This is a genomic window from Hyphomonas sp. (genome assembly GCF_041398385.1).
Lineage (GTDB): Bacteria > Pseudomonadota > Alphaproteobacteria > Caulobacterales > Hyphomonadaceae > Hyphomonas.
In genome coordinates this window covers 15,108-35,621 of sequence record NZ_JAWKUW010000004.1, presented here as the reverse complement: position 1 = coordinate 35,621, position 20,514 = coordinate 15,108, and the positions used below count along the sequence as shown (strand labels likewise).

Here is a 20,514-nt window from a genome sequence, read left to right as displayed (position 1 = left end):
ACCCGGCCCGATTGTCAAGGAAGCCACGAAACGGGGCGGCGTCAGGCCGCGCTCATCAGGCTCTCGAACAGGCCCAGCCCATCGGCGCCGCCCTCATGGACGCCCAAGGCGCGCTCAGGATGAGGCATCATGCCCAGCACCCGGCCATTGCCGCTGAGGATGCCGGCAATGTCTCGCGCTGCGCCGTTCGGGTTCTGTCCCTTGGCATAGCGGAACGCCACCCGTCCTTCACCTTCAAGTTGGTCCAGCGTGGCATCATCGGCAAAATAGTTGCCTTCATGATGGGCAATCGGAATGACGATTTCGCTGCGGCCCTGATAAGCGCTCGTATAGGCCGTATTCGTGCTCTCGATCGAAAGCGTCTGCGGCTTGCAGACGAAGTGAAGGCCGGCATTCATCATCAGCGCGCCGGGCAACAGGCCCGTCTCGCAGAGGATCTGGAACCCGTTGCACACGCCGAGGACATAGCCGCCCCGCTCGGCATGAGCTTTCAGCTGTCCGATCACCGGCGAATTGGCCGCCATGGCCCCGCAGCGCAGGTAATCGCCATAGGAAAAGCCGCCTGGCACCATGACGAGGTCCGTGCCGTCCGGAATGGCGCCATCCTTGTGCCAGACCATCGCGGGCGCCTTGCCGGTCACCTGTAGCAGGGCATCATGCGCATCGCGGTCGCAGTTCGAACCGGGGAAGACAATCACGGCGGTTTTCATGCGCTGCCTTTAGCAGGGAGTCGGCGCGAAAGGGAATGGGAAATAGCGCCTGCCGTCGGCTACGCCGCGGGCTTTCACGCACTCAGGGGCTGCCCCTTGTTAACGCAGCCAATGCGGCGCAGATTTAGGATCGTCGCTTCAAGGAGAGATACGACCATGAAAAAGCTCATTATCGCTGCGTTTGCCCTGACTGCCCTCCCGCTTGTCACCGCCTGCAACACCGTTTCTGGCGTCGGAAAAGATGTCAAAGCGGGTGGCGAAGCCATCGAAAAGACCGCCGACAAGGTGAAAGACGAAATCTCCGACTGAGCCGGCCATTCCGGAAATAAAGAACGCCGCTGGCAGGACACCAGCGGCGTTTCTTTTTGTCTGCAGCGCTTAGCGCTGGTCGATCGGCGTGTAATCGCGCATCGCGTGGCCCGTGTAGATCTGGCGCGGACGGCCGATCTTCTGGGTCGGGTCGTCGAGCATCTCGTTCAACTGGGCGACCCAGCCAACCGTCCGGGCGAGGGCGAACAGCACCGTGAACATCTGCTTCGGGAAGCCCATCGCATCAAGAATGATGCCGGAATAGAAATCGACGTTCGGGTAGAGCTTCTTCTCGATGAAGTATTCGTCTTCGAGCGCGATCCGCTCCAGTTCCATCGCCACTTTCAGGATCGGCTGGTCCTTGAGGCCCAAAAGGTCCAGCACTTCGTGCGCCGAGGCGCGCATCACCGTCGCGCGCGGATCATAGTTCTTGTACACGCGGTGGCCGAAGCCCATCAGGCGGAATGGATCATCCTTGTCCTTCGCCTTATCGATGAATTCCGGGATCCGGCTGACATCGCCAATCTCGTGCAGCATGTTGAGGCAGGCTTCGTTTGCGCCGCCATGGCTCGGGCCCCAAAGGCAGGCAACGCCCGCGGCCACAGCCGCAAACGGGTGCGCACCGGATGAGGCGGCGAGACGGACAGTGGAAGTCGAAGCATTCTGCTCGTGGTCGGCGTGCAGGATAAAGAACCGGTCCATCGCCTTCGCAATGGCCGGATCGACCTTGTAATCCTCGGCGACCACGGAGAAGCACATGTTCAGGAAGTTTTCCGCATAGCTGTATTCGTTACGCGGATCGACGAACTTCTGGCCCAGATTGTACTTCAGGATGCGCGCACAGATCGTCGGCATCTTGGCGACGAGACGGATCGAGCCGAGGCGGCGTTCTTCCGGGTCTTCGCTGTCCATGGCACCCGGATAGAAGGACGCCATGCCGCCGACGATCCCCGTCAGCATCGCCATCGGATGGCTGTCGCGGCGGAAGCCGTCAAAGAACCGGTCCAACTGGGTGTGAAGCAGGGTGTGCTGCTTGATCTCGTCATTAAACGACTTCAGCTCGGCTGCAGACGGAAGTTCGCCGTTCAGGATCAGGTGGCAGACCTCAGGGAAAGTCGATTTTTCCGCGAGTTGGCCGATCGGATAGCCGCGGTGCAGCAGAATCCCCTCATCACCATCGATGAAGGTGATCTGGCTCTCACAGCTCGCCGTTGAGGTGAAGCCCGGATCGAACGTGAAATGATCGGTCTGGCCGTAGACCTTGCGGATATCGATCACGTCTGGCCCATGCGTACCCGACAAGATGGGCAGGTCATACGTCTTTCCGGCCACTTCGAGTTTCGCGGTGCCGTTCGGTTTCGTCTTGTTTTCCATCAGCCTTTACCCTTCATCCGTTTCAGGCAGCCGGCCCTTGTGCCGCCGCCAGTTGATCGTCGATCCGAGCGAGCGCTTCGTCCTGGCCCAGCCATTCCAGAACAGGCGCAATATCCGGTGCCGGCAACCCACCCGTCAGCGCGGCGCGCAGCGGCTGGCCTATCTGGCCCATGGACAGATCTTTTGCAGCACAGAACGAGGAAATTGCTTCGGCAATCTGGTCTGTTCTCCACTGCGTGACGCGGCGCAACTCGTCGCGCAAGCCGCTTAACCGGTCAAGCCCTACTTCAGTCAAAGCCTTCCGGGCATTCTTGTTCAATTCGAGTGGACGTTTTGCCAGCAGGAACGCAAAGGATTGCGCCAGTTCCGGCAATGTCGTGCCCCGGTCCTTCATGTGCGGCAGCGCAGCGCGCAGCCGCGGCTCCGCGTCTCCCATGGGCCCGCTTTCTTCCCAGTAGGGCTTCAGGAGAGCGAAGAGCCGCTCATCATCCGCCAAGCGCATGAAATGGGAGTTCACCTGTCCAAGCTTGTCGAGATCGAGACGGGCGGGCGCCTTGTTCATCCCGGAAATGTCGAACACTTGAGCTGCTTCCGCGTCGGTGAAGATTTCCTGGTCGCCGTGGCTCCAGCCGAGGCGCAGCAGATAGGCCCGCATCGCCTCCGGCAGATATCCCATTTCGCGATAAGCGAGCGTGGACAGGGCTCCATGCCGCTTTGACAGCTTGGCGCCGTCCGCGCCGTGGATAAGCGGGACGTGCGCAAATTCCGGAATCTGCCAGCCCATGGCTTCATAGATCGGAATCTGCCGAAACGCGTTCCGCAAATGATCGTCGCCGCGGATGATGTGCGTGACCCCCATATCGTGGTCATCCACGACAACCGCGAGCATATAGGTCGGCGTTCCGTCAGCGCGCAGCAAGATCATGTCGTCGAGTTCGGACGCCTGGATCTTCACCTGCCCCTGAACGCCGTCATTGAGGATGCGTTCCCCGCCCTCGGGGGCCCGAAGGCGCACGGTGAAGGAGGCATCCGGGGCAGGCGCTGCGGCGCCATCCCGCCAGGGCGAACGGTAAGGCGCCAGCAATTCATGCGCCTCAGCCAGCAGGCGGGCTTTTTCGTCGTCGGGCAAGCCTTCTGCCTTAGCGGCCTGCCGCTTTTCCTCGCCTAAATCGCGCCGCGCCTGCAATTCTTCCTGGGTTGCATAGCACCTGAACGCGGTGCCGCGGCGGATCATCTCTTCAGCGACTTCCGCATGCCGTCCGGCGCGCTCGAACTGCATCAGCGGCGGCTCATCCGGCACGAGGCCCAGCCAGTCCATCCCCTCAAGAATCGCAGTTGTCGCTTCAGGTGTGGAGCGCTCGCGATCCGTGTCCTCGATGCGCAGAAGGAACTTTCCGTTGTGGTGCTTCGCAAACAGGTAGTTGAAAAGCGCCGTCCTTGCCCCTCCAATATGGAGCATTCCGGTGGGAGAAGGGGCAAAACGCGTGACAACGCTCATGGGTGGGGTGGGCTCCTGTTGATGGCCGGCGTGCGGCGTCCCGGCTGGCACAAACACAAGCTTGCGTCTGAGCGCAAGGGGGCGGGCCGGTGGATAACAGCGATCTGGCGCGACATCAGCGCCATCGGCGCCGTCGATACGCGGCCTCTGGTGTTCTCATTTTGCCTGTGTGCCGGGGCAATCTGCTACTTCAACTGGCCTGATGAGCCCCCGATTCCCGTTTGCATCGGTGTCACAGTCGCCGCCGCCGCTGGCTGGCTTGTCACTCGGCTTTACTGGCGGCTGGCGATCCTGTCGCTTCCCGCACTGATCAGCCTGGCCCTGACAAGCGGCTTCGCGGCTGCTGCAGTCCGGGCGGCGACGGTCGCTTCCCCTGTAATCGCCGCCGAAACCCGTCCGGTCATGGTGGAAGGCTGGGTAAAGGAGGTCGAGCCTGGCGCCAAAGGCGCGCGCCTGCGCATCGAGATTTCCGCCATCGCCGGCATGTCGGCCGCCGAAACGCCGCGCTTCATCCGCCTCACGCACCGGACACGCCTTGAAGTCGCTCCGGGCAGGTTCGTCCGATGCTGGGCTGTTATGAGGCCGCCACCGGCACCGAGCATGCCGGGCGACTACGATTTCCGCCGGCAGGCATGGTTCGAACAGCTGGGGGCCGTCGGCTATGTGCAGGGTCGCTGCCGGGGTGGAGCGCTAGGGCGGCCCACGAACACTCTGGAAGCGCTCGCGCTCGACGTCTCTGCGGTGCGCAGGCGCCTCGCTGAACACGTCCGCGTGGCAGCCGGGGAGCGCGCCGGTGGCTTCGCCGCAGCTCTTATATCCGGTGACCGGAGCTTCATGCCTGCCGAAGATCAGGAAGCACTCCGCGCAGTCGGGCTTTCGCACCTCCTCGCCATTTCCGGCCTGCATATGAGCATCGTCGGCGGGCTGGTCTTCCTCATTTTCCGCCGCGCATTGGCGTTGATCGAACCCCTGGCTCTCCGGATCGACGTCCAGAAGCCTGCGGCCGTCGCGGCCCTGACAGCAAGCCTTGTCTATCTCGTCATGTCCGGCGCCAGCGTGTCGACGCAGCGGGCTTTCATCATGCTGGCTGTGGTTTTCGGAGCGGTGCTGGCCGACCGGGCAGCGCTCAGTCTGCGTTCCTACGCCATTGCGATGAGCCTGATCGTCCTGTTCCAGCCGGAAAGCGTCATGACCCCAGGGTTCCAGATGTCGTTCGCTGCCACCGGGGCCCTCATCGCAACCTACGACGCATGGACCCGGCACCGCGCATCGCAGGAAAGGGTCATGGGAGCTTTCTCCTATGCCTGGGTCTCTCTGGTTGTGACGTCCGCAATGGCGAGTACGGCGACCGCGCCTTACGCAATCTTCCATTTCGACCGCATCGCCGGCATGGGGCTTGTCGCAAACCTGTTGGCCATGCCGATCATCACGTTCATCACCGCGCCGCTGGCCGCCTTTACCCTGATCGCCGCGCCATTCGGCTTCGGCGATTTTGGCCTCAGGCTTTTCGGTCTGTCGCTTGAAGCGGTCCTGGCCATCGCTCATGCCTGCGCCAACGTCACAGACGCCAACTGGGCCGTACCGCGGAGGATGCCCGAGATGGCGCTTGTTTTCTTCTCTCTGGCGATGGCTATGGGAATGATGGCGGCGGGCTGGACACGACTTGTTCTGTCGGCCGCACTCTGCGTCCCGGCATTCTGGCTCTGGTTACAGGCGCCGAAAGTGATCGTTCACTGGTCGGCATCCGGCGATGTCTTCGTCCATGGGCCCCAGGGATCGTGGACGCGCTACAGCCTTGCCGATGGCGACGGGCTCGCACCCCTGCGCTATGCCGGACTCACCGAGATTTCACGATGCGACCCACCATGGTGTGAGCTCGCGACCGAAGCTGGCCTGGCTATCCTCAACACTGATCCGTCAAACCCGACAATCGCCATCGCGTCGGGCGATCAGCAAATCATGCTGGACTGGTCCAACACCCTCACTGCCGGTGGTGTCACCGTGTTCGCTGACAGGGAGGGGCAACTGGATATCTCAACCCCGTCGTGCCGGCATCGTCGCTGGCAGATCTGTCCTAGTCGTACCGACGGACCAGCGCCACGAGACGGCCCTGGATAGCCACCCGGTCCGGTCCGAAGATGCGGGTCTCATAGGCCGGGTTCGCCGCCTCCAGCGCCACCGACGCGCCTTTGCGGCGCAGGCGCTTCAGTGTGGCTTCCTCGCCATCGATCAGCGCGACGACAATGTCGCCCGTGTTCGCCGCTTCCGTCCGGCGGCAGATTACAATGTCGCCCTCCAGAATGCCGGCCTCAATCATTGAGTCGCCCTGAACTTCGAGGGCGAAGTGATCGTCGCCATCCGGCAGGCCATCGGGCGCGTTTACATAGCCATTATCCTGCTGGATCGCTGAAATCGGCAGACCGGCAGCAATCCGACCGATCAGAGGAACGGTGCGCGCAGACGGGCCAGCAGCCGGTTGTCCAGACGACACGAGCGACGGACGGAAATCCTTGCGGCCCCTCGGACTCGACGTCGCCATGGCGGAGTCGGGCAGTTTCAGTACTTCCAGCGCCCGCGCCCGATGGGCTAGGCGGCGGATGAACCCGCGTTCCTCCAAGGCCGTGATCAGCCGGTGAATCCCGGATTTCGAGGCAAGATCCAGCGCCTCCTTCATCTCGTCGAAAGATGGGGAAACCCCGGTTTCCTTGATCCGCTCATTGATGAAGAGCAAAAGCTCTTTTTGCTTGCTTGTCAGCATATTGGGCCGCTCCGGTCCGAATCTATGTTCACATGTGTTCTACATGTGTTCACTTTTCGGGTCAATCCTTCGTGGCGTTCTTCAGCTCCGTGACACAAGATGTTCGCCGGTCGCCCAATTTCATCAGGCTTTCCCCGATCAGGAACCGGCGTGCGCCGCATTTCCGCAAGCGCCGGATCTGTTCCGGCGTTGAGATGCCGCTTTCCGCAATCAGGTTCCGGTCCGGCGGGATCCGCGGAGCCAGCCGTTCAGTCGTGGCAAGGTCCGTCACCATTCGCTTCAGGTCGCGATTGTTTACGCCAATGAGCGGTGAGGGCAGCTTCAGCGCCCGTTCCAGTTCTTCCTCATTGTGCGTTTCCACCAGCACATCCATGCCGAACCCAATGGCGCAGTCTGTCAGCTCTGCTGCCTGCCCATCACTAAGGCAGGCCATGATGACCAGAATGCAGTCCGCCTCGAACGCCCGCGCTTCGGCCACCTGCACCGGATCGATCATAAAATCCTTGCGCAGCATCGGGATGTTCACGGCTTTGCGGATCGCCGCGAAATCCTCAAGGCTGCCGCCGAAGCTTGGCCCGTCAGTCAGCACAGAGAGACAAGCGGCCCCGCCGGCTTCATATTCCTTCGCGATTTCTACCGGGTCTGCCCCAGGCAGGATCGGGCCCGCTGACGGGCTCTTGCGCTTCAACTCGCAGATCAGGGCATTGCCGCCTCCAGCCACCACCTCATCCATCGCTGCCGCAAAGCCCCGGGCAGGGGCGGCGAGGTTCGCCGCCCGCTCCAAGACCGGATAGGGCGAGACTTCCTTAAGCGCGGCAACTTCCTCGCGCTTGTAGTCGATTATGCGATCGAGAGCGGTGGTCATACAGGCCCGCCATTTGAAAGCTCGGCCAGCTTGCGCAGCGTTTCGCGTGCCTTGCCATTGTCGATAGCATCGATAGCCATTGCCGCGCCGGTCTTCAGATCGCCCGCCAAGCCAGAGACGTGCAGTCCGGCCGCAGCGTTCAGCACCACGGCCGAGCGGAAGGGCGTTTCCGTCCCGTCCAGAAGTTCCGAAATCGCCAGCGCATTGTTCGCGACATCTTCGCCTTCCAGGGCGGACAAGGGATGCGGGTCCAGCCCGGCATCGCCCGGTTGAACCTCAAACTCGGTCACCTTTCCGCCTGCCACTTCGCAGACGAGACTCCGGCCGGCAATCGACAGCTCGTCGATCCCGTCCAGTCCATGAACCACCCAGGCTCGCTGCGTGCCGAGCCGGGCGAGCGTCTCCGCCATCGGCCGCACCCATTCCGGTGCAAACACGCCCAGCACCTGATGCGTCGCCCCCGCCGGGTTGGTCAGCGGCCCCAGCAGGTTGAAGATCGTGCGGATACCCAGCTTCGCCCGCACCGGAGCGACATGCCGCATCGCGCTGTGCCGGGCCCGAGCAAACAGGAAGCCGACGCCTGCGCCGTCGATACAGGCGCGGAATTCATCGTCGCTGGTCTCCAGATTGACGCCCAGCGCCTCCAGCACGTCGGCCGAGCCTGTCTTGGGAGGAACAGACCGGTTGCCATGCTTGGCGACCCGTCCGCCCGCCGCCGCGATCACGATCGCGCAGGCCGTCGAGGTATTCAGGCTCTTCCAGGGCAGGCCGCCCGTGCCGCAGGTATCGAGCAGTGGCCCATCAACCAGAACCTGCCGGGCATGCTTGCGCATGATCGTCGCGCCCGCCGTCAGCTCGTCCGCCGTCTCGCCCCGCACGGCAAGCCCCATCAGGAACGCGCCGATCTCTTCCGGTGCTGCTTCGCCGGTCAGCAATGTCTCAAAGGCGCCTTCCAGCATGTCCTCAGCCAGCGGCTCACGGCGGGCAAGGGCTTTCAGGGCGATCGAAAGGGCAGGCTGGTCAGTCATCCGGGCACCGATAGCGGCCTTGGGCTGGCCGCTCAATAGAGAACAAAGCCGTCGCGCCGATCAGACCTTGCCGAGAAAGTTCTTGAGCAGGGCATGCCCATGCTCGGTCAGGATGCTCTCCGGGTGGAACTGAACGCCGTAGACCGGCCGCGTCTTGTGATGCAGCGCCATGATCTCTCCATCATCCGTATACGCATCGGCAACCAGGTCTTCCGGCAGGTCTTCGTCGCGCACGGCGAGGGAGTGATAACGGACAACGCGATAGGTATCTGGCAGCCCTTCGAACAAGTCGCCGCCCTTGTGGTGAATGTCAGACAGCTTTCCATGCCGGATTTCCTTCGCACCGACGACTTCGCCGCCAAAGGCCGCGCCGATCGACTGGTGACCAAGACAGACGCCAAGAATGGGCAGGTCTTCAGGCGCTTTCCGGATCAGGTCCACGCAGATGCCAGCCTCGTTCGGCGTACAGGGGCCGGGGGAGAGGAGAATGCCGTCCGCGCCACTCGCCAGGGCTTCTTCCACCGATAGTTCGTCATTGCGCACGACGCGGGTTTCGGCGCCCAGTTCTTCGAGGTAATGGACGAGGTTCCAGGTGAAGCTGTCGTAATTATCGACGACAAGGATCTTTTTCCGGCTCATTGGTCGAACTCATAGCTCGCCGCAAGTTCCGCAGCCCGCTTCAGGGCGCCCGCCTTGTGGACCGTCTCATCATACTCGTATTGCGGATCGGAATCGAGCACGACGCCGCCGCCCGCCTGGATGTGCAGCATCCCGTCCTTCAGCACCGCCGTTCGGAGCGCAATGCAGGTATCAAGATCGCCGTTCCAGCCGAAATAGCCGACGGCGCCGCCATAAATGCCCCGCCGGTGGGTTTCCATTTCGTCGATGATCTGCATGGCGCGGATCTTCGGCGCGCCCGAAACTGTCCCCGCCGGGAAACCGGCGAACAGCGCGTCGACCGCATCCAGCCCTTCGCGCAGGTCGCCCTCCACATGGGAGACAATATGCATGACGTGGCTGTAGCGCTCGACTATAAATTGTTCGGTCACCTTGACGCTGCCATAGGCGGCCACACGGCCTACATCGTTGCGACCGAGGTCCAACAGCATCAGGTGCTCGGCAATTTCCTTGGCATCGTTGAGCAGGCTCTCCGCCCGCTTTGCGTCTTCCTCCGGATCACCGGAGCGCGGGCGTGTGCCGGCAATCGGACGGATGGCGACCCGGCCGTCGCGAACTCGCACGAGGATTTCCGGGCTCGATCCAATCAGCCGCACGGCGCCGAGATTCATGTGGAACATAAAGGCTGACGGGTTCAGCCGTCGCAGGGCGCGGTAGAAGCTGATCGACTTCTTCGTGAACGGCGTCGAAAAACGCTGGCTTGGCACGACCTGGAAAATGTCGCCCGCCTTGATGTAATCGCGACATTGCTCGATCAGCTCGAAATACCGTTCCTTCGTCGTATTCGAAGCCAGCGTGATCGGCTGCGCCGGTTCATTCTTTGGAGGCAGGGCGGGCAAGCGCTCCAGCTTCTTCTCGACTTCGTCGAGCAGCAAATTGATTTCTGCTTCGTTGCTGCCTGTCACGCGGCCGATCAGCAGGATTTCCTGGTAGATATGATCGAACACGATCACGACGCGCGGGATCACCAGCAACGCTTCAGGAACATTCAGCATGTCCGGCTTGGTGATCGTCACCGGCTCGACATGCTGGATCATGTCATAGCCGATATAGCCGAACGCGCCCGACGCCATGGGCGGCAGGTCTTCCTCGGTTTCGGCTTTCGCAGCCTCCACGAAAGCACGCAGGGCGTCGACCGGCGTACCTTTCAGCGGTTTCGCGTCCGAAAAGGCTTCCGTCGATGCGGTCTCGCAGACGCCATCCTGGATCCGGAACCAGGTTTCCGGTTCCAGCCCGATAAAGGAATACCGGCCGAGCCGCTCACCGCCGGCGATGGATTCGAACAGGAAGCTTCCGGGTGCTTCCTCGCCAAGCTTCAGCATGGCGCCAACAGGCGTTTCTATGTCGCCGATCCGCCTGCGGACAATCAGACGCGCCGGGCTCATTGGTCGGTCGACAACGAGGCCTTGTAGGCATTGAACGCCGCGTTATTCACGCGCAGCTTCAGGGCCTTCTGGACATCCTGTTCGAGGGCCGCCGACATGTCGGAGCGCAGCGACGACGTAACCGCTGTAGACGCCATGGCGGTCGCCGCAGCGACATCCCCCGGCGACGGATCGTTCACCTGTTTCATCTGGATGATGATGTAGTGGTCGCCCGTGCGGTTGGGGAAGGTGAAGACTTCGCCGGCCTTGCCCGAAAAGACAGCCCCGATCGCCGCATTGGGAAGGCCGCTCTGCTCGGCATTCACTCGCGTTACAGCCGCGGGGGGCGTCATCACGTCGGCCCCGGCAGCTGCAGCCTGTGCCTCCAGCGTCGTCTCGCCCGCCTGGATTTTCGCCTGGATGTCCTGAACCATTTTCTGAACAGCCTGGCCTTCATTGCGCATGACCAACGCTGTTTTTACATCTTCCTTGATGGTCTCGAAGTCAGGCGTCGACGCGGCAATCACTTTGCGCGGCGAGGTGATGTATGTCCCGTCAGCGCCTGCAAACTGGTTGCTGGTTTCACCAACCGGGATGTCGAACGCCTGCGCCAGCGCATCCTGAGCGCCCATCAGGCCAAGCATCGGCAAGCCGTCTTCAGTGTAGCCATTGCGGTCCACCGGCTCGAACGAGATCACCGGCACGCCGAGTTCGGTCGCGATCCGCGCGAGGTCGTAACCGGCGCCAATCGCCCGGTCGAGTTCGTCGAGCTTGGTGTAGAGCAACTGGGTCGCCCGATCGCGAGCGAGTTCGCTGCGGATCTGGTCAGATACCGATTCAAGTGGGAAAACGGCGCCCGGCTGAACGGAGACAAGCCGCGCCACCAGCCACCGGCCGTCGCCCATATCTTTCGGGCCGAACAGTGCGCCGCTTTGTTTGCCGGGACCGAACATGGCATCGCGCAGCAGCACGTCATCGATTTCGTCGGCCTTGGCCGTGCGCGACTCGCGGCTCGCAACCGCCTGAAGCGTCGCCGGATCGGCACCGCCCGCCAGCGCGCCGAAGGCGTCGCGCGCCGCATCGCGGCTGTCGAACATCAGTTCCAGCCAGGTCCGCTGCTCCGGCTCCGAAAAGCGCTCGGACTTGCTCGCTTCGTAGATCGTCGCGACTTCCTGCTCGGTCACTTCGACCTGGCTGATGAAGTCATCGGCAGACAGCTTGATCATGTCGATCGCACGCCGCTCCGGGCTTTCGAGGGCGTCGACGTTCTCATCGTAGAAGGCCTTGATTTCCTCATCTGTAGGCGCCGCAGGCTTCGGGGCCTTTGTCGCATCGAGGATGAACCAGGCCACGTCGCGCGACTCGGCGAGATACCGCGTCTGGATATCGCTCAGCAGGGCAGGGATGATCAGGCCAGCCTCGGCACCGCCGCGCAGGGTTTCCAGCGCCAGATCGTCTTTCACCTGCGCCTCATACTCCTGCTGCGAGAAGCGGTTTTCAGCCAGCACCCGCTGATAGGTCGCAAGGTCCAGCTCCCCGGTCAGGGGATTCCGGAAGGCGTCCACTTTCTTCAGTTCTGCAATCACCGCCTCGGTCGACGGCTCGACACCGATCTTGCGCGCAAAGCCAAGATTCACGGTGCGCGACTTCATCAGCTCGAACACCTGGTCGATCATGCCCTGTTCGGCGGCCTGTTCCTTGGTGATCGGGTCGTCGGACTGCGCATTGATGTTCTTCAGCAGCACTTCGACGCGCCGGTCCAGCGTCGGCATGTCCATGGCTTCGGACCCTGCCGCCATCAGGTTTGAGCCCAGACCGTTGCGGAACTGGGCTACCATCTGGTCCACGCCCCAGAACGCCATGCCGGCAATGATGATCATGGCGATGACCTTGCCAAGGAATGACTGGGTCAGGCTTTTCATGAGCGCGAGCATGAGGCGTCTTCTTTATTTTCTGGTTTTCGGTGATTTGCAGGATGGCTCAGTGCTTGCTAGGCGACCCGGCAGGCTCAATCAAGAGAGGGAACGCTGATGGCACGGACACTGGTGGCCGGAAACTGGAAAATGAACGGCACCTCAGCTTCGCTTCCCGAAATCGAAGCGATTGCGGCAGGGGTGACCCCTGAGAAAGAGGGGGTGGAGGCGCTGATCTGCGTCCCGGCGACCCTTCTGACGCGCGCAGCGGCTGCGGCAAAGGGGACCGCCCTGATGATCGGCGCGGAAACCTGCCATGCCAGGGGCTCGGGCGCCCATACCGGCGACATTTCGGCTCCCATGATCGCCGATACCGGCGCCAGCCATGTCATTGTAGGGCATTCCGAGCGCCGCGCCGATCATGGCGAAAGCAGCGAAATCGTCGCTGCACAGGCCGCAGCGGCTTTGGAAGCGGGGCTCACCCCCATCATCTGTATCGGCGAAACGGCTGCAGAACGCGACAGCGGTAAGGCCATCGAGGTGGTCACGACCATGCTCAGCGCTTCTCTGCCTGCAGGCGCCGATCCGTCCCTCCTGGTCATCGCCTATGAGCCGGTTTGGGCCATCGGCACCGGCAATGTCGCAACGGTCGAAGCCGTTGACGAAATGCACACGGCGCTCCGGGCGCGCCTGACGGACACCTACGGCGCGGCGGCTGCAGGCATTCCGATTCTTTATGGCGGCAGCATGAATCCCGGCAACGCGGCGGGGCTGCTGGCCGTCCGGGACGTCAATGGCGGCCTGATCGGCGGCGCCAGCTTGAAGGCAGCGGACTTCCTCGCCATCTACGCAGCAGCCTGACCGCTTAAATACTGAAGCCCATGGCTTGGCGCGGCGCCGCATAGGCTATATGCGGGCGCCTTGGACGAAATATATCGGATTTGTCATGCAGAACGTCATCCTCGTGATCCACATCCTGGCCTGCCTCATCATGATCGGGCTGGTTCTGGTCCAGAAATCCGAGGGCGGCGGCCTGGGGATCGGCGGTGGTGGCGGGGCCAATTCGCTCCTGTCCGGCCGTGGGGCTGCGGGCGCGGTGGTCCGGTCGACCATCATCTTCGGCTCGATCTTCTTCATCACCAGCCTTGCCCTGACGACGCTTGCGAACCGCTCCAACGATAACCGCAGCGCCGTTGAAAAGGCGCTCGGCGGCGATGAAACGGCCCCGGTGCCGGGTTCGACCGAAGACCTGTTCGATCCGTCTGCGCCTTTGCTGAGCGGCCAGCAGGGCTTGTCGGACCCGACGGCGACGGAGACCCAGCCGGAAGCCCCCGCGGCGACCGAAGATACGTCCGAACCGGCCGACGAGGCGGAAGCAACAGAACCCGCTCCCGCACCGGAAACAGGCAATCCCCAATAATTCTCGCCTGCGGCTGATTGTGCCGCGCCAGATCAATCCGAATCACGGCATCAGGGTGCTCCCATGATCCGCTATATTTTCATTACCGGCGGCGTGGTGTCCTCCCTTGGCAAGGGTATCGCTTCCGCCGCCCTCGGCGCATTGCTGCAGTCCCGCGGCTATGGCGTCCGTCTGCGCAAACTCGACCCCTATCTGAACGTCGACCCCGGGACGATGAGCCCCCGCCAGCATGGCGAGGTCTTTGTCACCGATGACGGCGCCGAGACCGATCTCGACCTCGGCCATTATGAGCGCTTCACTGGCGTCTCCGCCCGTCAGTCGGACAACATCACGACCGGTCGCATCTACAAGCACATCATCGAGAAAGAGCGCCGCGGCGACTATCTCGGCGCGACGATCCAGGTCATTCCGCACGTCACCAATGAAATCAAGGACTTCGTCCTCTCCGATCCGGGCGCAGGCGTCGACTTCGTCCTCTGCGAAATCGGCGGCACGGTCGGCGACATCGAAGGCCTGCCGTTCTTCGAAGCCATCCGGCAGCTCGGCCAGGAACTGGGCCCGGAGCGCGCCTGCTTCATCCATCTGACGCTGCTGCCCTACATCCCGGCCGCTGGCGAGATGAAGACCAAGCCGACCCAGCACTCGGTGAAAGAGCTTCGCTCCATCGGCATCCAGCCGCAGGTTCTGCTCTGCCGCTGCGACCGCCCGATCCCGGAGAACGAGAAAGGCAAGATCGCCAGCTTCTGTAACGTCCGCCCGACCAGCGTGATCGAGGCCCGCGATGTGCGCCACATCTATGACGTGCCGCAGGCCTATCATGAGCAGGGCCTCGACCGGGAAGTGCTGACCCATTTCGGCATCAAGGATGCGCCCGCACCGGACCTTTCCGGCTGGGACCGCATCGCCCAGACCATCCATAACCCGGACGGCGAAGTCTGCATCGGCCTCGTCGGCAAGTACACCGACGTACCGGATGCCTACAAATCCGTGGCCGAAGCCCTCAGCCATGGCGGCGTTGCCAACAATGTGAAGGTCACGGTCAAGCTCATCAATTCCGAGGAATTCGACGACGAAGCCCGCCCGCTGGACGTTCTCGAAGGCGTCCACGGCGTCATCCTGCCCGGCGGCTTCGGCGAACGCGGCGCCCACGGCAAAATGCGCGCGGCCCGTTTTGCTCGCGAGCGCAACGTGCCGTGCTTCGGCATCTGCTACGGCATGCAGATGTCCGTCATCGAAGCAGCCCGCAACCTCGCCGGCCTCGAAGACGCCAACACGACCGAAAACGATCCAAAGACGAAAAACCCGCTGGTCGGCCTGATGGAAGAGTGGACCAAGGGCAATGAGCGGGTCACGCGCGACGAGAACACCGACAAGGGCGGCACGATGCGGCTCGGCGCCTATCCGGCGCGCCTCAAGCCCGGCAGCAAGGTCGCGGAAATCTACGGCACGCTCGACATTTCAGAGCGCCACCGCCACCGTTACGAAGTAAACGCCGGCTACATCAAGCAGCTCGAAAAACAGGGGCTACTGTTCTCCGGCATGTCACCGGATGGCACGCTCCCGGAAATCTTCGAGATCCCGTCGCATCCCTGGTTCATCGGCGTCCAGTACCATCCGGAATTGAAGTCGCGTCCGTTCGAACCGCACCCGCTGTTCGCGAGCTTCATTGATGCAGCGGTCAAGCAGAGCCGCCTCGTCTGACGCCTACCGCTTCGACACCTGGAACTGGCCGACATTGATGCGGCCGTCAGCGAACCCTGCCTCGCAATAGGCGAGATAGAAGTTCCACATGCGCCGGAACGGTTCGTCGAAGCCCATGGTCGAAATCCGGTCCCAGGCTTCGTTGAACGATTTTTTCCATTCCCGGCAGGTGCGTGAATAGTCCTGGCCAAAATAGGTAACGCCGTCATGGTGCAGCTGCGCCATTTCGAACTGTTCCTTCAGCGCTTTCTCGCTCGGCAACATGCCGCCCGGAAAGATGTGCCGCTGGATGAAGTCGACGCGTTTGCGGTATCGCGGGAAGAGGTCGTCGTCGATCGTGATGATCTGCAGCGCCGCCCGGCCGCCTTCCTTAAGCGAGTCGTAAATCTTGCTGAAATAGCTCGGCCAGTAGGATTCCCCGACCGCTTCGAACATCTCGATCGAGGCGACACCGTCATAACTGCCCCTATGATCGCGATAGTCTTCGAGACGGATTTGCACTTTCTCCCCAAGCCCCTCACGCTGCATTCGCGCGAGCGCATAATCGCGCTGGGAAGGGGAGATGGTGAGGCAGGTGACGTTCGCGCCACGATACTTTGCCGCGTGTTCGGCAAACCCGCCCCATCCGCAGCCGATTTCAAGGATTGAGCTGGACGGCCCGACATTGATCCGGTCACAGATCGCCCGGTATTTCGCCTGCTGTCCCTGTTCCAGCGACATGTTCGGATTGTCGAACAGCGCGGAAGAATAGGTCATCGAGGGATCGAGCCACTCAGAATAGAAATCATTGCCGAGGTCGTAGTGCGCCATGATGTTCTTGCGCGCACCCTCGCGGGTATTCCTGCTCGAAAAGATGTGCCGGATCATATTGACCCAACGCACCACCGCCCCGCCGACGGCCAACCGGCCGGCCGCTTCGAAATTCGCGGAGAAAAAGCGCAGCACCTCTGTCAGGTCCGGTGTCGACCATTCGCCATCCATATAGGCTTCGGCAAAACCTACATCGCCCCCGGCAATCGCCCGCTTCACGAAGTTGAAATCATGGACATTGACGATCGCGTCCGGTCCCGGCGCGTCATTCCTGAAGACCAGCGATTGCCCGTCCGGCAGATTGAACTGGAGGTTGCCCGCCTTTGTGTTGAGCAGGGCGAGCCCGGCAATCCTGAAGCTCGCCGGCGCGGTCTTCAGTGATCGGATGGAGTGGGGCGAGGCAAGGATCTCTTCAGTCATGCTGCTTCCTTCTTCGCCTGCGCCGCTGCGGCCCGGCGGGTGTTCCGGGCAATACTTTCCGTGCGCTCCGGCGGCGCAGGCTTGTGCCTGTATCCGGCGCCCTTCAGCCATATACGAAGGGCCTGCCAGTGAATGCCCAGCGTCACGCCCAGCGTCGACAGCGGATTGCGCAGCGCGAGACCAATTAGCGTCATGCTATCAGCGCTCAGGCGCCGCGCTTTGATATTTGCCATGTGCAGACGCTCTCTGCCGTCCATATTCTCGACGACCACGCTCAGCAGGTCGTCAGGCGCGCGGAGCGTGAAGCGGTAATTGCCGCTGACGTCGAAGAAAGGCGACACATGAAACGCCTTCGGACTTTCATGCACGTCACGCAGAGAAGAGACCTTTGCGACATAGCAGTGCGTTTCGCCAAATGTATTGTTCACCTCATAGATGATGCCACGCAGATCGCCGTCAGGGCCATATCCATACCAGAGCGACAGGGGTGCAAACTTATAGAAGAAGTGCCGGGGAAATGTCACGAGCCGGATTACACCGCCCTCCAGAGACACACCCGCCAATGCCAGCTTTTCCTCCGCCCAGGGACGAAGCGGAGCCTGCCTCATGCGTGGGCCGTGATCCTCTGGCGCAAAACTGAACAAATTGCTCCGCCCCACCGAAAACATGCTGCTTATGCGATCGGCGACTTCTAATCGGTCTATATCGAGGTCGATCAGCACCAGGTCGTAAGCGAAACGCCGCGCGAACGGAACATAGCGCGCATGAACCGTTTGTCCTTTCCAGAGCGAGAGCGCGGGTCGCGTCATGCGGACACCTCTGCTGCGGGGACGACGGGCACAGTCTTGCGCACTCCCTCGATGAGGTCCACTCCTTTCGCGTCCCACGGGACAGAGCCACCGAGCGACAGGGCCGCGGAGAGCCCGGATTTCAGGCCGTCTTCATGGAAGCCGCGCCCCATCCAGGCGCCCGCCAGCCAGAGACCGTTCTGTCCCTGGATCCGCTTCACCCCCCTGACAGCCGCCTCCGCCGCAGCATCGAATTGCGGATGGTCGAATTCGTATTCGAGGAAAGTCCGATCGTCTTCAGGCGGAGTATCCGGATTGAGCGTGATAAACAGCGGCCGTTCCGGCGCGAGGCCCTGCAGCCGGTTCATCCAGTAGGAGAGGCAGATGTCGCCGCTGTCCTGCTTCAGCACATTCCAGCTTGCCCAGGCCGCGCGGCGCGCGGGCATGAGACGGGTATCGCGATGCAGATAAATGCGGTTGGGCCGGTACTTCACTGATCCCAGCAGGAAAGCCTGCTCGGCGTAAGCCTCATCCAGTAAGGCGAGTGTGGTGTCGGAATGGGTCGCGACGATAACATCGTCGAACAACAAGCTGTTTCCGGAAGCCGTGCGGACCCCTACATGCTCCCCGAACGGGAAGATGCGCGCCACCGGCTCATTCAGGCGCACGCGACTTCCCAATGCCTCGGCAACCCGCGAAACATAAGCGCGGCTGCCGCCATCGACAGTCCTCCAGCGCGGCCGCTCCCTGTGCATCAGGCGGTGGTTGTCGAAAAACTGGAAGAAGCTCAGCGCCGGATAGTCAAGCATCCGGTCTTCCGGCGTCGACCAGATCGCCGCCCCCATCGGCAGCACATAGTTGTCGCGGAAATCCTGGTCGAAGCCATGCCGGTCAAGCCACGCCTTCAGGGTCGTGTCGGCGATATTGCCTGCAGCCAGTTCCGCACGGGCAACATCATTGAAACGCAGGATGGTGCGCCAGAACCGATGGAAGCGCGGGTTCAGCAAATTGCCTGGCTGGGCAAACAGGCCCCGCGCATTCGAAGCCCACTCCCAGCCCTGCGGGTCCGAAACGGCAAAGCTCATATCGGAGGGCTTCGTCGGAACACCGAGCGCGTCGAAAAAGCCGATCAGGTTTGGATAGTTGAGGGCGTTGTAGACAATGAACCCAAGGTCAACAGCGGTCTCGTGGCCATCATAATCGAATACGTGCGTACACGCATGACCGCCCAGCCGGGCATCCGCTTCAAACAGCGTAACCTCGGCGCTGTCTTTCAACGCCCATGCGGCACCGAGGCCGGATATTCCCGAGCCGATTACAGCGATCTTTTTCATGCAGCGCTCCGCTTTTCCTTGAGAACGTCATAAGCCGCGAGGGCGCGCTTACGGCCCTCGTCATGATTCACGATCGGCTTCGGATAGGTCTTTCCGAGTTCGATGCCCGCCTTCGCCAGCACAGCCTTGTCCGCCAGCCAGGGGGAATGCAGATGCTTGTCGGGCAGGGCGCCAAGCTCAGGGCACCAGCGGCGCACATAGGCACCATCCGCATCGAACTTTTCGCCCTGCGCAATGGGATTGAACACACGGAAATAGGGGGCCGCATCGGCGCCGGATCCTGCGGTCCACTGCCAGCTTGCCGGATTGGCCGCCGGGTCGGCATCGACCAGCGTATCCCAGAACCAGTCTTCGCCGTCCCGCCAGTGGATCATCAGGTGCTTGGTCAGGAACGACGCAACGATCATCCGTACCCGGTTGTGCATCCACCCGGTATGCCACAGCTGGCGCATCCCGGCATCGACGATGGGATAACCCGTCTGTCCTGTCTGCCACGCTTCCAGCGCCTTCTGGCTGGCGCGCCACGGCATGTGGCGGAAGTCCTTGTTGTAATTGTCCGTCGCGAGGTCCGGATGATGGTACAGGAGGACATAGGAAAACTCCCGCCAGGCAATTTCCGACAGGAACACCATGGCGCTCGCTTCAGTGATCCGGCCAGCCTCGATCCCCGCCATCACGGCGCGCCACACCTGCGCCGGGCTGATCTCGCCAAAGCGCAAGTGAGGGGAAAGGCCGGAGGTGGAGTCTTCGTCCCCCGGCAGGTTCCGATGCTCGGAATAGGTATCAATAGGGCCATCGAGAAAGTGCGCGAGCCGCGCGCTCGCGCCCGCTTCGCCCGGCGTCCAGTGCTCTGCCAACCCTACCGACCAATCCGGACGCGTCGGATGCAGGCCAAGCGCTTCGACGGTCAGGCTTTTGATCGTCGGCCCCTTCAGGCTTTTCGGGCAGGGCAGGGCCGGAGCAGGCTGGTAGGCCGCGCGCAGCGCTTTCCAGAAGGGCGTGAAGACACGGTAATATCCGCCAGAGCCGGTCTTGAGCGCCCAGGGCTCCATCAGCAGGCGGCCATTGAAGCTTTCGGCTTCCAGCCCTTGCTGCTTCAGCGCCTCCTTGATCCGCGTATCCTGCACACGCTCCGCTTCGCTATAGCGCCGGTTCCAGTAGACCGCGCCGGCACCGCTCTCTCTCACCACTTCTCCGATGACGGTTTCAGCAGCGCCCCGCCGGATGGTGAGACGCCCTCCAAGTGCCCCAATATCCGCCTCGAGCGCCTTCAGGGACTTGTCGAGCCACCATTTCGAGGCGCCGCCGTGCGGCCGCACGCCCGGCGTCTCCTCATCAAGGATAAACAGGCAGACAACAGGCCGGCCGCCCTTCACGGCGGCATGAACAGCAGGATTGTCGGCCAGGCGCAGGTCTTCGCGGAACCAGATCAGGGCAGGGGCGGGCTGTGACAGGGGAGGTCTCCGGTTCGGCGTCTCAAGAGTGTTACGCAGGCTACTCCGGAATGGATCATGTGCCCCTGCCTCGACAGCTTTCGCATGTTC

The 20,514-nt window shown here is 62.2% G+C and carries 18 protein-coding genes; 5 read left to right on the top strand and 13 right to left on the bottom strand.

What is annotated here, in order from left to right; genetic code table 11:
* Window positions 1–41 precede the first annotated feature (41 nt).
* A complete protein-coding gene (gene purQ, locus R3C13_RS09335; protein WP_371310550.1) occupies window positions 42–710 on the bottom strand; it encodes a phosphoribosylformylglycinamidine synthase subunit PurQ in 669 nt (222 codons plus the stop codon).
* 156 nt (window positions 711–866) lie between these two features.
* Between purQ and R3C13_RS09330 the strand changes: the two genes are divergently transcribed.
* On the top strand, window positions 867–1,019 hold the full coding sequence (locus R3C13_RS09330; RefSeq protein ID WP_371310549.1) for an entericidin A/B family lipoprotein: 153 nt from the start codon (window positions 867–869) through the stop codon (window positions 1,017–1,019).
* A 69-nt stretch (window positions 1,020–1,088) separates the two neighbouring features.
* Here the strand turns inward: R3C13_RS09330 and R3C13_RS09325 are convergent, their stop codons facing one another.
* Window positions 1,089–2,393, bottom strand: a complete 1,305-nt coding sequence (locus R3C13_RS09325) for a citrate synthase (RefSeq protein WP_371310548.1) — start codon at window positions 2,391–2,393, stop codon at window positions 1,089–1,091.
* Window positions 2,394–2,415: 22 nt separating this feature from the next.
* Window positions 2,416–3,891: a glutamate--tRNA ligase gene (gene gltX, locus R3C13_RS09320; protein ID WP_371310547.1), complete on the bottom strand. Its 1,476-nt coding sequence runs from the start codon at window positions 3,889–3,891 to the stop codon at window positions 2,416–2,418.
* Window positions 3,892–3,912: 21 nt separating this feature from the next.
* Between gltX and R3C13_RS09315 the strand changes: the two genes are divergently transcribed.
* On the top strand, window positions 3,913–6,009 hold the full coding sequence (locus R3C13_RS09315) for a ComEC/Rec2 family competence protein (protein ID WP_371310546.1): 2,097 nt from the start codon (window positions 3,913–3,915) through the stop codon (window positions 6,007–6,009).
* Here the strand turns inward: R3C13_RS09315 and lexA are convergent.
* From lexA to R3C13_RS09285, 6 genes are all read right to left on the bottom strand, one after another.
* Entirely contained in the window at window positions 5,966–6,649 is a 684-nt protein-coding gene (gene lexA, locus R3C13_RS09310) for a transcriptional repressor LexA (RefSeq protein WP_371310545.1), read from the bottom strand. The two genes, R3C13_RS09315 and lexA, sit on opposite strands and share 44 nt — an antisense overlap.
* A gap of 61 nt (window positions 6,650–6,710) precedes the next feature.
* The gene (trpC, locus tag R3C13_RS09305) at window positions 6,711–7,514 is read right to left on the bottom strand and encodes an indole-3-glycerol phosphate synthase TrpC (RefSeq protein ID WP_371310544.1); all 804 of its coding nucleotides are present in this window, start codon (window positions 7,512–7,514) and stop codon (window positions 6,711–6,713) included.
* Window positions 7,511–8,542, bottom strand: a complete 1,032-nt coding sequence (gene trpD, locus R3C13_RS09300; RefSeq protein ID WP_371310543.1) for an anthranilate phosphoribosyltransferase — start codon at window positions 8,540–8,542, stop codon at window positions 7,511–7,513. The genes trpC and trpD overlap by 4 nt, the downstream gene beginning before the upstream one ends.
* Window positions 8,543–8,602: 60 nt before the next feature.
* Window positions 8,603–9,181: an aminodeoxychorismate/anthranilate synthase component II gene (locus tag R3C13_RS09295; RefSeq protein ID WP_371310542.1), complete on the bottom strand. Its 579-nt coding sequence runs from the start codon at window positions 9,179–9,181 to the stop codon at window positions 8,603–8,605.
* Entirely contained in the window at window positions 9,178–10,605 is a 1,428-nt protein-coding gene (trpE, locus tag R3C13_RS09290; protein ID WP_371310541.1) for an anthranilate synthase component I, read from the bottom strand. The genes R3C13_RS09295 and trpE overlap by 4 nt, the downstream gene beginning before the upstream one ends.
* Entirely contained in the window at window positions 10,602–12,518 is a 1,917-nt protein-coding gene (locus R3C13_RS09285) for a SurA N-terminal domain-containing protein (RefSeq protein WP_371310540.1), read from the bottom strand. Before R3C13_RS09285 ends, trpE begins: the two co-directional genes overlap by 4 nt.
* Window positions 12,519–12,614: 96 nt before the next feature.
* Here R3C13_RS09285 and tpiA point away from each other — a divergent pair, with 96 nt between their 5' ends.
* From tpiA to R3C13_RS09270, 3 genes are all read left to right on the top strand, one after another.
* Window positions 12,615–13,358 (top strand): triose-phosphate isomerase, encoded by a 744-nt coding sequence (tpiA, locus tag R3C13_RS09280; protein WP_371310539.1) that lies wholly within the window; start codon window positions 12,615–12,617, stop codon window positions 13,356–13,358.
* An 85-nt stretch (window positions 13,359–13,443) separates the two neighbouring features.
* Complete coding sequence (gene secG / locus R3C13_RS09275; protein WP_371310538.1) at window positions 13,444–13,917, top strand: preprotein translocase subunit SecG; 474 nt, start codon at window positions 13,444–13,446, stop codon at window positions 13,915–13,917.
* A 63-nt stretch (window positions 13,918–13,980) separates the two neighbouring features.
* Window positions 13,981–15,618 carry a CTP synthase gene (locus tag R3C13_RS09270; RefSeq protein WP_371310537.1) on the top strand — a complete coding sequence of 546 codons (1,638 nt, stop codon included), beginning with the start codon at window positions 13,981–13,983 and terminating at the stop codon, window positions 15,616–15,618.
* Between the two features lie 3 nt (window positions 15,619–15,621).
* Here the strand turns inward: R3C13_RS09270 and R3C13_RS09265 are convergent, their stop codons facing one another.
* From R3C13_RS09265 to R3C13_RS09250, 4 genes are read right to left on the bottom strand one after another with little or no spacing between them, the layout of a single operon-like run.
* Entirely contained in the window at window positions 15,622–16,848 is a 1,227-nt protein-coding gene (locus R3C13_RS09265) for a class I SAM-dependent methyltransferase (RefSeq protein ID WP_371310536.1), read from the bottom strand.
* Entirely contained in the window at window positions 16,845–17,657 is an 813-nt protein-coding gene (locus tag R3C13_RS09260; RefSeq protein WP_371310535.1) for a DUF1365 domain-containing protein, read from the bottom strand. Before R3C13_RS09260 ends, R3C13_RS09265 begins: the two co-directional genes overlap by 4 nt.
* On the bottom strand, window positions 17,654–18,970 hold the full coding sequence (locus R3C13_RS09255) for an NAD(P)/FAD-dependent oxidoreductase (protein ID WP_371310534.1): 1,317 nt from the start codon (window positions 18,968–18,970) through the stop codon (window positions 17,654–17,656). Before R3C13_RS09255 ends, R3C13_RS09260 begins: the two co-directional genes overlap by 4 nt.
* Window positions 18,967–20,424: a deoxyribodipyrimidine photo-lyase gene (locus R3C13_RS09250; RefSeq protein WP_371310828.1), complete on the bottom strand. Its 1,458-nt coding sequence runs from the start codon at window positions 20,422–20,424 to the stop codon at window positions 18,967–18,969. Before R3C13_RS09250 ends, R3C13_RS09255 begins: the two co-directional genes overlap by 4 nt.
* Window positions 20,425–20,514 lie beyond the last annotated feature (90 nt).